The following is a 13,316-nucleotide window of genomic DNA, read 5'->3' as shown; positions in this document are numbered from 1 at the left end:
TCAATGTTAGATATTCATCTAACAATGGAAACCATCACTCACCCGAAATTGAAAGATGTCACTTTGGAGCAGGTCTTAAAAGCCCTGGGGGATCCTGTGCGCATTTCTGCAGTTAAGCAGTTATTGGCCGTGAAGGGGGAGGAGAAAGTCTGTGGGACGTTCGAGTATTCCATCACCAAAGCGACGTTCTCTCATCATTTAAAGATTCTGCGCGAGGCAGGTCTTATTCGTTTTCGCGATGAGGGGACAAGGCGCTTTGTCTCTTTGCGGATGCAGGAGGTGAAGAAACGCTTCCCTGGTCTTATGGAGATGCTGCAAAAAGACCTATGATGCATTGCGCATTCCGTGGGTTCAAGGTCCTGAAAGGGTGCAAGATCAGGGAAAACCTGATAAATCTTAAGGACCTATGACGAATGCAAACACCCCTAAAACGACTCCATATTCTGCTGTAAAACCTGATGTTCAACTTGCGAAGCAAGAAGAGGGCATTTTAGATTTCTGGGATCAGCAAAAGATTTTCCAACAGTCACTAGATCCTAAAGGCAAAAAAACTTACAGCTTTTACGATGGTCCTCCGTTTGCGACAGGTCTTCCTCACTATGGGCATTTGCTTGCTGGTGTTTTGAAAGACGTTGTTCCTCGTTATTGGACGATGAAGGGCTACACAGTGCCTCGTCGTTTCGGTTGGGACTGTCACGGTCTTCCGGTTGAATACGAAATCAACAAGACTCATAAAATCGAATCTCGCAAAGACGTTTTCAAAATGGGCGTGGCTGAGTACAACAACGCTTGCCGCTCGATCGTAAAACGTTACTCCACAGAGTGGAAAACAACTGTGCGCCGTGTGGGTCGTTGGGTGGATATGGAAAATCCATACTTCACTATGGACGTTTCTTTCATGCAGTCCGTGTGGTGGGTGTTCCAAGAGCTTTTCAAAAAAGGCTTGATCTATGAAGGTCACAAAGTTGTTCCTTACTCTGTAGGGATCTCGACTTCGCTTTCAAACTTTGAAGCGAATCAAAATTATAAAATGGTTCAAGACCCTGCGATCACGGTGATGTTTAAACTCATCAATCAACCTGATACGGCAGTGATGGCTTGGACGACGACTCCTTGGACTCTTCCATCGAATATGGCTTTGGCTGTGGGTTTGGAAATGGACTACGTCAAAGTTCAGGAGAAGGCTTCGGGTCGTAAATTGATTCTTGCGCAAGCTTTGCTTCCATCCGTGTTTAAGAAGCCGGATGAGGAAGTTGAAGTTTTGGAAATGATGAAGGGCTCAGCGTTGGTAGGTCTGACTTACGAACCGCTATTCCCATACTTTGGCGATCGCGCTGAAAAAGGTGCATTCCGTATTATTTCTTCTGATCACGTAACGACTGAATCCGGTACGGGTGTGGTGCACATGGCGCCAGCGTTCGGTGAGGAAGACTACTATGCTTGTGCAAAAGCTGGCATCCCCTTGGTAAACCCAGTGGATGACGACGGTATGTTCACAGCAGAAGTTCCTGATTATCAAGGGAAGCGCGTTAAAGAAGCAGATAAAGATATTATCGCGGCTTTGAAAGCTAAAGGGAACTTGTTCAAGCAAGATACGATTCAACATAGTTATCCATACTGCTATCGTTCTGATACGCCGCTGATTTATCGTGCGGTGTCTTCATGGTTTGTGGCTGTTGAAAAAATCAAAGAAGAGTTGATTGCTAATAACAAGAACACAACTTGGGTTCCGGATCATCTTCGTGATGGTCGCTTCGGTAACTGGTTGGAAGGCGCTCGTGACTGGGCGATCTCTCGCAACCGTTTCTGGGGAACTCCGCTTCCTATCTGGAGAAATCCAGAAGGTGAAGTGATGTGTATCGGGTCCCGCGCGGAACTTGAAAAACTATCTGGTCAAACAGTCGAAGATCTTCATATCGAGTTCGTGGATAAAATCACGATCCCATCTCCGACGGGTAAATCTCCTTTGAAACGTGTGGAAGGCGTTTTGGACTGCTGGTTTGAGTCGGGCTCCATGCCGTACGCTCAATGGGGCTATCCTGAAACTTCTGTCGAAGATTTCAAGAAAGCTTTCCCAGCTGATTTCATCGCCGAAGGTTTGGACCAAACTCGTGGTTGGTTCTATACGCTTTCAATCATCGGTACGGCTTTGTTCAATCAGGCTCCATTCAAAAACGTGGTGGTGAATGGATTGGTATTGGCGGAAGACGGTCGTAAGATGTCTAAGTCTTTGAAAAACTATCCGGATCCAATGGAAGTATTGAACCAGCATGGTGCCGATGCTTTGCGCTTGTACTTGATCGACTCTCCAGTGGTGAAAGCTCAGGAATTGAAGTTCTCGGAAAAAGGCGTTTACGATATCGTTCGTAAAATCTTGTTAAGATGGTGGAATTCTTATTCGTTCTTTGCGAACTATGCCAACATCGATGGTTTTGTTCCTAAAGGCGATGCTAAAAAATCTCCAAATATTTTAGACCAATGGGTTCTTTCTCGTTTGAACGGTTTGATTGCGAACACTCACAAAGAGATGGACGCTTATCGCCTGTACAACGTGGTGCCACACTTGCTTCAATTTATCGAGGATTTAACGAACACGTACATCCGTTTCAATCGTTCTTTGTTCTGGCAAGAAGGCATGCCTGAAACGAAACGCTATGCTTACGAGACTTTGCATGAAGTTTTGGTGACGTTGTCGCGTTTGATGGCGCCATTTGCGCCGTTCATGTCTGAAGTAACTTACAAAAACTTGTCGCAAGTTCTTCCGAACAAGAAAGAATCTGTGCATTTGGAAAGCTTCCCGCCAGAAGATCTTTCTTTGCTTCGCCCCGAGCTTGAAGAGGCTGTGAAGGCGATGGATACCTTGGTGACGCTCGGTCGTAACCACCGTGAGAAAATCGGCGTGAAAGCAAAAATTCCACTCAACGAAATCAAGATTATCCACAGAAGTGCAGCGTTGCTTGAGACTTTGAAAAAGTTCGAACCGTTCTTTGTTGATGAATTGAACTTCCGTAAAGTTGTTTACAATTCGAACGAAGACCAATTCGTGCAAGTGACTGCGAAAGCAAACTTCCCGGTTCTTGGTAAACGCTTGGGTCCTAAGATGAAATCAGTGGGCGCAGGTATCATGGCATTGCCGCTTGAAAGCATCTTGAAACTTGAAACGGGTGGTTCAGTCACTGTTGATGGTGAAGAGATCACGTTGGCTGACGTTGAAATCCGCAGAGCTCCTAAAGGTGGCAATGCGAACTTGTCAGTGCACCAAGTGGTATCGATCGAAGTTGATCCAACGGTCACACCTGAGCAAGAGCGTGAAGGTCTGGCTCGCGAAATCATGCGTAAGATCCAAGTGGCCCGCAAAACAGCGGACTTCAAACTTGATGATAAAATCACTCTTGAAATCGCCTGCGACGGTGCTTTGCTTGACGCTTTGAACGCGCATAAGGACATGATCACGTCTGAAACTTTGACTCACACGTTGAATATCCTGCCTCTATCTGGAATGCCAAAAGGCGCTCACGTAGACGACAGCGATATCGACGGCGAAAAAATCAAAATCGGCGTGCAAAACTAAAAGGTACGCCGTACCTTTTGGGGATGCGCCGCATACATAGATAGGACCTGGCACCAAATGCAGAAGCATGGCGAGACATTTGAATTTTCAGCGATAGGGCATGTACAAACGCCCTTTCATGATAAATTTGGAATTCCTCGCCAGCCGGGGCTTGCGAATCCTGCTAAGGGGATTATTAAGCTGTTGCCTGATCCTGATCTGTTGACTGCAATTCGCAGTCTGGAAGAGTTCTCTCATCTTTGGATTGTTTTTGTTTTTCACGAACATGGTGGCAAAAACTGGAAACCTAGCATTCGTCCACCGCGATTGGGCGGGAATCGTAAAGTCGGTGTTTTAGCTTCGCGTTCTCCGCACCGACCGAATCCGATTGGAATGTCGGCAGTAAAAATTGAAAAGATTGATTTTGATGCCAAGGGCGGCCCTGAAATTCACGTGCACGGCGTGGATCTTTTAGATGGCACGCCAGTGCTTGATATTAAACCTTATATTCCTTACGCAGACTCGATTCCTGAGGCGAACGCGGGTTGGGCAAGCGATCCTATCGAGCGCACAGAAGTGCTTTTCTCTGACGATGCTGAGGCGGCGATAAAAATACGCGATCCGAATAACCAGAACAACCTTCGTAATCTTATTATCAGCATTCTCGAATTGGACCCTCGTCCAGCGTTTCAGAAGCGCCAGGATCCCATTACGGACTCAAAGAGCTGGGGACAGAGATACGGCTTTGATATCCTGGGAAGTGATGTAAAATACGAACTGCGAGAAGGTCACTTCTTCGTCTTCGAAATCCTCTAAACCGGAGTTCCTCATTTGAAACTTACTGGCGCAATTAACTTCCGCGATCTGGGTGGGCATGTTTCTGTCCAAGGTCATCAGCTTATATCGGGTCAATTCTATCGTTCCGGAGCATTGTCAAAGCTCACATCAGACGATGTTCTGCTTTTGCAAACGACAATTGGGCACGTGATTGATTTCCGAGATCCCTCTGAAGCTGCCCATGATAAAGATGTTCTGTGGGACGGAGTCGCTTATGAAAACTGCCCGGCCAATCCCGTTGCGTATCGGATGAGTGCGAACTTAGGTTCATTTTTTACCAAAGAGCATCTGGAGAATATTCCTCCGCAGTACATGGAAAAGCTTTATCGCACTTTGCCTTTTGATAATCAGGCTTATCGTCGCATGTTTGCGGTGATGGATGAAATGTCAGGCAAGGGGATGCTTCAGCACTGCGCGGTCGGTAAAGACCGTACAGGTGTAGGAACTGCCTTGATGCTTTTGGCTTTGGGAGTGGATGAGTCCCAGGTGATGAAAGACTATCTGCAAACACAAACGGGTCTTGAGCCTTTTCGTAATGGCCTGATGATTCAGTTTAAGAACATCCTTTCTGATAAAGCCATGGAGGGATTCCAATACATGATGGGCGCTCACGAGGGCTTTCTGAATGCAGCGTTAGAAGAAATGAAGTCCAAGACCGGTAGCATCCAGAAATTTTTACTTACTGAATACGGTATCACTGACGAGCGCCAAGCGATGTGGCAGCAAAAATTCTTTGCTTCTTAAAGACCTTTGAATCCTGACGGGCGTTATGGGATAAGGAAGACCTATCTAAACGAGGTTTTCCCATGGCGTCTTTGTCCGATTATATCGACACAGCTTTTGATCTTAGTTACCTGAATTTTTCTAAATATCCTCAGACAGAAATCAAATCCATCGGGATCCTGGGCGGCGGGACGGCTGGTTACCTGGCAGCCTTGGCGCTTAAAAAGCTGCACCCTAAAATTCAAACATCTGTGATCGAATCCAGCAAAATTCCAGTGATTGGCGTGGGCGAGTCGACAACAACCGAGATCGTTCCGTTCTTGCACCGTACTTTGGGTATCGATCCTCAAGAGTTTTTCCAGGCGGTTCAACCGACAATTAAATTGGGTATTCGCTTTGATTGGGGCTGTCCTGGGGACTATCATTTTAATTTTAACTTCTTTGCTGGTCATCAGCAGGAAAGTTACTATTACGAAGATTCTATCAACAATGCCAACTGGGCATCGGTGTTGATGGATAATCACAAAATCCCTGTGATCCGCGAAAAAAACGGAGAGATGATCTCTTTGCTTCAAAGCATTCCATTTTCTTATCATATTGATAATAAGAATCTGATCCGTTTCTTGAATAACATTGTTAAGCAAAGACAAATTCCAATCATCGACGCTGTGGTTGAGAATGTTCACTTGGATGATAATGATTTTGTGACGTCTATCGAAACAGATGACGGTAAAAAGCATTCTTTTGATTTGTACATTGATTGCTCGGGTTTCCGTTCGCGCATCCTGGGGCAAGCTCTTAAAACAGAGTTCATCCCATTCACCTCAACATTAAGAAATAACCGCGCGCTGACTTTTGATTTACCAAATAACAACGACATCCGTCCTTACACGCAATGTACGACGATGCCGAATGGTTGGGCGTGGACGATTCCAATGCGCACCGAAAATCACTACGGTTACGTGCACTCCACGCAGTACTGTGATGAAGAACAAGCTTTGAAAGAGGCACGTGCAAGATTCGGCCACTTTGAAAAATACAAAATGGTGGAGTTCCGTACAGGCCGTCAAAAACAAGCTTGGAATAAAAACGTTTTCGGCTTGGGAAATGCTTACGGCTTTGTGGAGCCCTTGGAATCCACAGCCATTCAAACAGCTGTTCACAGCATCATGACGTTGTGTAAGCTTATGCCGAACAACCATCAAGACAGCTCCAGCATCGCAGCCATCAATCAAGAGATCGCAGCGACTTGGGATACGTTCCGATGGTTCTTGGCAGTGCACTACAAATACAATAAGCAGCTGGATACCCAGTACTGGAAAGACTGCCGTGCAAATACTGAAATGGGTGATGCACAGATGGTGGTGGATCTTTTCAATCAACGTGCGCCACTAAGCGCCAGCAATCTTGGAACGAACTCTCCATACACGGCTTGTGAGGCCCTGGTATTTAATAGTTATAGCTATGACACCCTTTTGTATGGTCAAAAAGCTCTGGAGCGTCCGCCAGTGCGCCCTAAGATGACTAAGGAAGAATACGTGCAGCGCACGCTTTCGTATCAAGAACTGACTAAAAAGGCGCTCAGCCTGCATGAGCTTTTCAGCGAGGACTATCTGATTGAGGGTGGGTTATTGGAGCAGCTATTTGAAGATCAGGATACTTGGATCGTTGAAACAGAAGCTTGATAGTTGAAAAACCGCGTGATGAACGCGGTTTTTCATTTGGGATTCATTGTGGCGGGTAACAAATGTTAATTTGTGAATCCTGCCCCCGATGCTGGGTGTGAAAAATATAGAAAATGGACGACATTGCCCGGGAATCACGATAGGTGATGGGGCATTAAACAAAGGACGAATTCATGAAATCTGCAATTATCGCTGTCACAATGTTGTTCGCTTCAATTTCTTTCGCTGACGAACGCGTGTTTGACTGCCAAGCTACGCAGCTTAACAAATCTGCTGATATTCCTGCTGAAATCAACATTCAAAACAATCCTACGGTTTTGTTCCGCCATGGTTTGCAACAATGGTCATTGAATGTGGGCGATTATAAAATCGACACTCAAGATTTGAATGGTCCTGCCTTGGCGTTGGATATTGATTCCACTCCAGTTTCTGTTGAATACATTTTCTCTGTTGAAGCTTCGACTGAATTCGAATTGTCTATCAACGTCGTTGATCACTCTGCGAAACTTTACTACTGGGGCTTGGGTGAAAAAACTCACGTAGGCAACTTCAAGTGTGAAGTTGTGGAGCAAGCTCGCTAGGCGCGCTAGGTACGGACACACTTTCTCCAAAAAAAAAGCTCGGCACAGCCCGGGCTTTTTTTATTTAAAGGCACCATTAAATGTCTTGGCTTAATTTAACTATGAAACCCAATAGCAGGTTCATTTATTGTTTGTTGCGCAAATCCCGCAGATAAGTAAATTGCGCTACGGATTTGGCCAGCAAGAATGGATTCACTCGCAGTTCCACTGATAATTTGAGCGGCACCGAGGGTAAATTCATTTCTCGGCGAGATAGCAATTGATTCGCATACATTTCTAACTCTTCGCTGTCGCCGGTGATAGGGGAGTCGTCTAAATTAGAAAGCATATTGCAAAATGTCAGATTGGATTCGGTGTATTCATGAGTGCAATAGACTAACGTTTCTTCAGGTAGTTTTTTAATTCGTTGAAGGCTTTCGTAAGCTTGTTCATAGGTCCCTTCGAACAATCTTCCGCAGCCTAATCCAAAAAGAACATCACCTGAAAAAAGCCATTTGAATTTTGGCTCCCAGTAGGCGACGTGTCCCAGTGTGTGGCCGGGAAGTTCCAGCACCTGAAATTCAAAGGGTCCCACTCGCACCGTGTGGCCTTCAGCTACCCAAGTATCAGCTGAGCCAATCTGTGATTTGTTTTTCATCGGAGCATACACTGGTGCAGGATGCTCGGAGATCAGGGAGCGAACTCCGCCCACATGATCGTTATGATGGTGGGTCAACAGGACGCCAGTAAGTTTTAAATTATTCTCTTTTAAATAATTAGAAGTTTTGGAAGATTCGCCTGGATCAATAACAAGAGCCTCTTGATTGTTATCATCAATCAAACAGAAGACATAATTGTCTTCAAAGATAGGGATAAGCTCAACGCGAGGTCTTGTGTTTGCCATACAGCTCCTCAGCATATTGAATGATGCTGTTTGCAAGGTTCTGCTGACTATATTTTTCTATGCCTTCTAACCCAGGACAAGGGTTCGCTTCTAAAACCAGACTGCCTTTACGCGTTCGCAATAGATCGACACCAGAGACCTGCAAACCCAAAGTACGAATAGTTTTTAAAATCAATTCAGATTCATAGGGTTCCAACGTGCAGGGTTCCGCCGTGGCTCCTAATGCGAGATTGCTGCGAAACTCTCCCGGGCGAGCCGTTCTTTTCATCGCAGCTTTGATTTCTCCTCCAACCACGAATGCGCGCACGTCAGTCCCGAACGCTTCGGGAAAGTATTCCTGCGCTAAAAGTTCTTCATCGCCCGTGCTGGTGAAAATATCTGCAATCGCACGTGCATCTTCCGCTCTTGGTAAACCTGTGGGCCGAGTATTGAGTGTCTCTCATGTGGGATGTACTGAATTTATGGATATGATGAAGAAAATGCGTCGTTCGTTTGGCGCGGATATTTCAAAATGGCCTCTGCCGGAAGGGCAAGATCACAGCAGTCTTTTACTGCGTGAAATGGTTTTGCGTTTGCGTGGTGAGTGGCAGGCCGCTACGGGTGATACAGAGATCTGTCATTGCCGTGGTATTTCTGCGCACACTATTGATCAAGCTATTATTGCGGGAGCTCGTACTCCTGAAGTCGTAACTCGTCAGACATCGGCGAGTGCGCAGTGCGGGACCTGTCGTCCTGAGGTTCACAAGATGATTCAGTACCGTCTGAATCAGCAAAAAGCTTCTTAGTCTTTTTTCTCGCCCTCACCCTTAACATTACTTTTGCCTGATAAGTCCTCCTGAATTTTTTCAGGGAACTGACCGGTTTTCAGGTAGTGTTCAAGAAGAGGGGCGAGTTTGCGGCGGCAGGATCCTCCGCAGGGACCTACGCCAGCGGTGGTGGTATCGAAGATTTCGTTCAGGGTCTTTGCACCATCTGTAATAGCTTGCTCAATGGTCGCCCGGGACACATTGTTGCAACGGCAGATGATTTCGGACTTTTTCTTTTGACCCATGGGTTTATGGTACGCCGGAGGAATATGCGGCTCAATGCATTATCTAAATGCATTGCGTCGAGTCTGGGTGGGGGCGCGGTTGATAAGTTCGCCCTTCTCGGGTAAAAGTAATGTCCCTTTAACAGTGGAGATAGACATGTCTGTAGGTACAAACGACAAACTTCCAATGACAGTTCGCGGAAAAGCGCTGCTAGATGCAGAGCTTAAGAAGCTATTGTTAGAGGAAAGACCCTCTGTTATCGCGGCTATCGAAGAAGCCCGCGCTCAAGGCGATATTTCTGAGAACGCGGAGTACGAATCTGCTAAAGAGCGCCAATCTATGATTGAAGGTCGTATTGCTGAAATCCAAGGCAAATTGGCAGGCGCGGAAGTAATCGACGTATCCACAATCAAAGCTGACCGTGTTGTATTCGGTGCACATGTTAAAGCCGTTGATACTGAAACAGAAGAAGAAGTGGCTTATCAAATCGTAGGCGTTGACGAAGCTGACGTTAAAAAAGGCATGGTTTCTGTGCTTTCGCCGTTGGCTCGCGCTTTGATCGGTAAAAAAGTAGGCGACACTGTAACAGTGCAAAGCCCAAAAGGTGACAAGGAATTCGAAATCCTTCACTTCGAATACAAGTAGTCATTTCTAAAAAGACCTTGGCGGTCGGGACCTTTCGAATAAGAATAGGTCATGGATCGCCGACACCGCTCTGATAAATATTTGATCTCTGAACAGCCAGGTATGAAAATCCTTTTAACGGGTTTGATCCTGGCTTTTCTTATTGGCTACACGACAAAATCTGTTCTTTCTCCCGCGCGCATCAAAGCGCAGTTGGAAAAAGCGGCCAGCCACATTCACAAAGACATCAAAGTTTCTTTTGACTCTGCTGAGCTCAGTCTTGCGGATGGAATTTTACCGCGTTTTGCCATCGTGATTAAGCAAGTTCGAATGGAATCTGATCAGGCTTGTTGGATGTCTCCGGTGCTTGAGATCGATGAAATGCGCTTGCCAGTTTCCGTGTGGGGACTGATCACTAAAGAGTCACCCATTAAAACCATTGATGCTGATAACATGCAGCTGACTTTGCGGGGAACGATTGATGCCTGTGAAAAAGAAAAGCAAGAATTAAAGAAAGCGGCAGCGGACGGTGATAAAGAGCGGGCTCCGCTGGTGACGTTAAGTCCTTCCGAGCAAGCCGACAAGTACCGCAATGACATTCGTGGTTTGAATATTCAAAGTTTTAAAATTATTTCGGCTCAGTATCCGCAGTATCCCTCGGAGCTTTTAAGCTTCAAAGCATCGGTGAAATCATTTGAACCACGTGTGGTCGAAGTTCATGCGAAAACTAATTTCCTGCGCGATGAAACGGTGGGGGACTATCTTTCCCATGCGAACCTGTTTTTGGAATACAAAGAAGTGCCAGAGCAGTCTTTGCAAGCTCATTTCTTCGGTAACTGGCGCGAGGGGCATTATTCCGTTATTGCCCATTACTCTTTGGCGGATCACCTTTTGAATGTCGAAACCGATATGAAGCATATTCCTTTAAGCCAGGTGCTGCAGGTTTTGCAAAAGTACGACCTGGTTTCTAAAGACCTGAACGGCAAGCAAGTTTGGGTTTCAGCTAAAGCGCGCATGACGGGTGAGGCGGAAAAGTTAAAGTCTGCACCGTTGGAAGTAAAAGACTTCCGAATCGAAGGTGATTTGGGCGAGATGAGTATTGATCAGGCGTCGTTTACGTCGGTGGATCCTCTTCGCTATAAGCCTTTGTTAATTGATATTCAGAACATGCGCATTGATAAGTTGATGGCCTTTATCAATCGTCCTCAAAAGGCACGTATCTTTGGTGATTTGGGGTCTTTTACAGGACAAGCGGAATTCGTTTCTGAAAAGGACATACGCATGGTGGGAGAGCATCACGGTTTGCAATTTATTTTCTCGAATAAAAGTGAACGTGAAGTTCAAACCGTAGATCGCATCGCAGGCGAGATGTCTCTGAAAGGTGATACTTGGAATATCGCGGTCACTCGTGCCGAGCCTCGTGGTGGTAAATTTATCGGAAATGTTAAAGTGAAGGCGGATCGGGATTTTAAGGATGTGAGTTTAAACGCCGACATTGACGAAGTGACCTTGGCTCCGGCTGTTCAATCCCTAATGACGGACGGGGGAGAAATCGGCACTTTGACTTTGAACGCCGAAGCCCGCATGACCGAAGGGAAAGTCTCCTTGGTTCATGGTTCCGCCCAGTTGGATACATTGGATGTGGAAGGTATGACTTTTGGAAAATCCAAAGCGAAGTTTGACCTGAAACAAAAAGATGTCGTGATTCTGGCGCAAGCACAAAGCATGGTCATAGAGGATGATTCTGTCGGAGTTGAAGTCTTTGGCAAAGTCACGAACCCTGATTGGTGGGTGGATCAAAAGCTATCATTGCGTGATTTGAATGGTGAAGTTCACTGGAAAAACGATCAAAGCCTGCAATGGAAAAACGTAAAGGCTAAAGTCGATAAAGACAAAGAACTTGAGACCACAGGCGCGTGGGATCAGTACGGAATGCTTTCTGGTCGCGTGAATGCTCGGGCTGGTAAGTCTTTACAAGTTTTAAAAATTGGCGGGAGGCGTGACGTGCCAACTTTCGAGTTTGAAGCTCATGCAAACACCCGCAAATGATTCTCTTATCAGTCTTCCTTATTCTGGTGATTGCAGTTCTACTCTATAAGCATTTCTTTTGGAAAGCAGACCCTTGGCCAGAGGGGGGAGTGAAGCCTCCACTCTATCAAGGTCATCGTGGATACTGGAAGGGGGGCGCACAGGAAAACTCGTTAGCGTCCTTTAAGGCAGCGAAAGAGCGCGGACTGCAGATGGTCGAGATGGATGTGCGCTTGTCGAAGGACGGCCATGTGGTGGTCTTTCATGATGATGATCTAAAGCGCATCATCGGCGATACCAGACGCGTGGAAGACGTAACCGCGGCAGAGCTTGAGCGCCTTGCGAATATTCCCACCTTGCGTGAGGTTTTGCTAAGCCCTGATGTTCCCCCGTTTTTGAATATTGAATTAAAGACCAACAAATCCACCGATCGCAGTTTGGAAGCGAAAGTCGTGCGCGTGATTCACGAAACAGAGTCTTCGTCGCGCATTTTGTTTTCAAGTTTCAATCCCTTGGCTATCCGTGAACTGCACAGACTTTTGCCAAAAGTTCCGCGAGCTTTATTGGCGACGAAGGAAAAAGATCCCGCCAACCGCTGGTATTTGAAATTGTTGGTCCTAGCTCCGTATATTCACGCTAATATTATACATCTGGATCATCGCTTCGTAAGCACCGAAGAGCTGCGCAAATTTGTTAAGCGCGGAATCCCAGTAAGCTTCTGGACCGTGAATGAACAATCGCGCGCGGATGAGTTGCTATCGAACGGTGCTCAATCCATCATCAGCGATACCCTCGCTCCGAAAAATTGAATCCAATTCAAAATGCCTTCTGTCGATTTTCAATTTAAAGCTTCCGGCATGTGCGTAAATTCGGCCGGACCAACACACACAGTTACCGAAGCGGAGGTAAACTGTCACAATCTGTTTGATGCATGCAGCAACCGGAGCGGCAGTGAATCTTGCAAGTACGTTAGGATATTCGATAGTTGCACTCAGTTGCCGAAGTGGAGATGAACTGTTTTGCGTGACGGACGCTCTTCAAAAAACAAAAAAGCCTTCATGGTTTCCCAGAAGGCTTTTTATTAAATCCAAATTTGCGAAAACAATTAAGAGTTATGAGGCTCTTTGTTTGTTTGCGTTTGGTTCATTTGCTGACCTTGGTTTTGTTGGTGGGACACTTGTTGTGGCGCCACTTTTTCATCAGCATCAATTTCGTTCAAACCTTTTTTGAAGCCACGGATGGCTTGACCCAAAGAAGAACCCAATTGAGGCAATTTGCTTGGACCAAAGAAGACCAAGAAAACTAGTGCGATGAGAAGAAGATGTGTAAGGCTTAATGAACCCATTTTAAATCTCCCGATTCCAAAGAATCACA

Annotated in this window: 14 protein-coding genes; 10 read left to right on the top strand and 4 right to left on the bottom strand. The window is 46.0% G+C overall.

Translation table 11 applies throughout. The features are described from left to right. Positions 1-24: 24 nt before the first annotated feature. From HW988_RS11120 to HW988_RS11095, 6 genes are all read left to right on the top strand, one after another. Positions 25-330 (top strand): helix-turn-helix transcriptional regulator, encoded by a 306-nt coding sequence (locus HW988_RS11120; RefSeq protein WP_181607755.1) that lies wholly within the window; start codon positions 25-27, stop codon positions 328-330. A 76-nt stretch (positions 331-406) separates the two neighbouring features. Further along, positions 407-3,571, top strand: a complete 3,165-nt coding sequence (gene ileS / locus HW988_RS11115) for an isoleucine--tRNA ligase (RefSeq protein WP_181604340.1) — start codon at positions 407-409, stop codon at positions 3,569-3,571. Positions 3,572-3,628: 57 nt separating this feature from the next. Beyond that, positions 3,629-4,366, top strand: a complete 738-nt coding sequence (gene tsaA, locus HW988_RS11110) for a tRNA (N6-threonylcarbamoyladenosine(37)-N6)-methyltransferase TrmO (protein ID WP_181604339.1) — start codon at positions 3,629-3,631, stop codon at positions 4,364-4,366. 15 nt (positions 4,367-4,381) lie between these two features. Beyond that, positions 4,382-5,131: a tyrosine-protein phosphatase gene (locus tag HW988_RS11105; RefSeq protein WP_181604338.1), complete on the top strand. Its 750-nt coding sequence runs from the start codon at positions 4,382-4,384 to the stop codon at positions 5,129-5,131. Between the two features lie 62 nt (positions 5,132-5,193). Then, positions 5,194-6,795 (top strand): tryptophan halogenase family protein, encoded by a 1,602-nt coding sequence (locus HW988_RS11100; RefSeq protein WP_181604337.1) that lies wholly within the window; start codon positions 5,194-5,196, stop codon positions 6,793-6,795. A gap of 173 nt (positions 6,796-6,968) precedes the next feature. Continuing rightward, positions 6,969-7,376 (top strand): hypothetical protein, encoded by a 408-nt coding sequence (locus HW988_RS11095; RefSeq protein ID WP_181604336.1) that lies wholly within the window; start codon positions 6,969-6,971, stop codon positions 7,374-7,376. Between the two features lie 124 nt (positions 7,377-7,500). Here HW988_RS11095 and gloB read toward each other — a convergent pair whose 3' ends face one another. Beyond that, the gene (gene gloB, locus HW988_RS11090) at positions 7,501-8,259 is read right to left on the bottom strand and encodes a hydroxyacylglutathione hydrolase (RefSeq protein ID WP_181604335.1); all 759 of its coding nucleotides are present in this window, start codon (positions 8,257-8,259) and stop codon (positions 7,501-7,503) included. Further along, entirely contained in the window at positions 8,234-8,635 is a 402-nt protein-coding gene (locus HW988_RS11085; RefSeq protein WP_255490319.1) for a RimK family alpha-L-glutamate ligase, read from the bottom strand. The genes gloB and HW988_RS11085 overlap by 26 nt, the downstream gene beginning before the upstream one ends. Between HW988_RS11085 and HW988_RS19155 the strand changes: the two genes are divergently transcribed. Beyond that, on the top strand, positions 8,535-9,044 hold the full coding sequence (locus HW988_RS19155; protein WP_255489953.1) for a bacterioferritin-associated ferredoxin: 510 nt from the start codon (positions 8,535-8,537) through the stop codon (positions 9,042-9,044). The genes HW988_RS11085 and HW988_RS19155 overlap by 101 nt on opposite strands. On the opposite strand, the gene HW988_RS11075 is transcribed toward HW988_RS19155, so the two are convergent. Further along, complete coding sequence (locus HW988_RS11075) at positions 9,041-9,310, bottom strand: (2Fe-2S)-binding protein (protein ID WP_181604334.1); 270 nt, start codon at positions 9,308-9,310, stop codon at positions 9,041-9,043. The genes HW988_RS19155 and HW988_RS11075 overlap by 4 nt on opposite strands. A 136-nt stretch (positions 9,311-9,446) precedes the next feature. Here HW988_RS11075 and greA point away from each other — a divergent pair, with 136 nt between their 5' ends. The 3 genes from greA to HW988_RS11060 all read left to right on the top strand — a co-directional run bounded on the left by greA (position 9,447) and on the right by HW988_RS11060 (position 12,751). Further along, positions 9,447-9,935: a transcription elongation factor GreA gene (gene greA, locus HW988_RS11070; protein WP_168196638.1), complete on the top strand. Its 489-nt coding sequence runs from the start codon at positions 9,447-9,449 to the stop codon at positions 9,933-9,935. A gap of 51 nt (positions 9,936-9,986) precedes the next feature. After that, positions 9,987-11,963: a hypothetical protein gene (locus HW988_RS11065; RefSeq protein WP_181604333.1), complete on the top strand. Its 1,977-nt coding sequence runs from the start codon at positions 9,987-9,989 to the stop codon at positions 11,961-11,963. Between the two features lie 89 nt (positions 11,964-12,052). Beyond that, positions 12,053-12,751 carry a glycerophosphodiester phosphodiesterase gene (locus HW988_RS11060; RefSeq protein ID WP_255489951.1) on the top strand — a complete coding sequence of 233 codons (699 nt, stop codon included), beginning with the start codon at positions 12,053-12,055 and terminating at the stop codon, positions 12,749-12,751. Between the two features lie 296 nt (positions 12,752-13,047). Here HW988_RS11060 and HW988_RS11055 read toward each other — a convergent pair whose 3' ends face one another. Beyond that, complete coding sequence (locus HW988_RS11055) at positions 13,048-13,287, bottom strand: twin-arginine translocase TatA/TatE family subunit (protein WP_142700567.1); 240 nt, start codon at positions 13,285-13,287, stop codon at positions 13,048-13,050. Positions 13,288-13,316 lie beyond the last annotated feature (29 nt).

Source organism: Bdellovibrio sp. KM01 (genome assembly GCF_013752535.1).
Classification (GTDB): domain Bacteria; phylum Bdellovibrionota; class Bdellovibrionia; order Bdellovibrionales; family Bdellovibrionaceae; genus Bdellovibrio.
The sequence above is the reverse complement of the archived record's forward strand: the minus strand, read 5'-3'. Positions and strand labels throughout refer to the sequence as shown.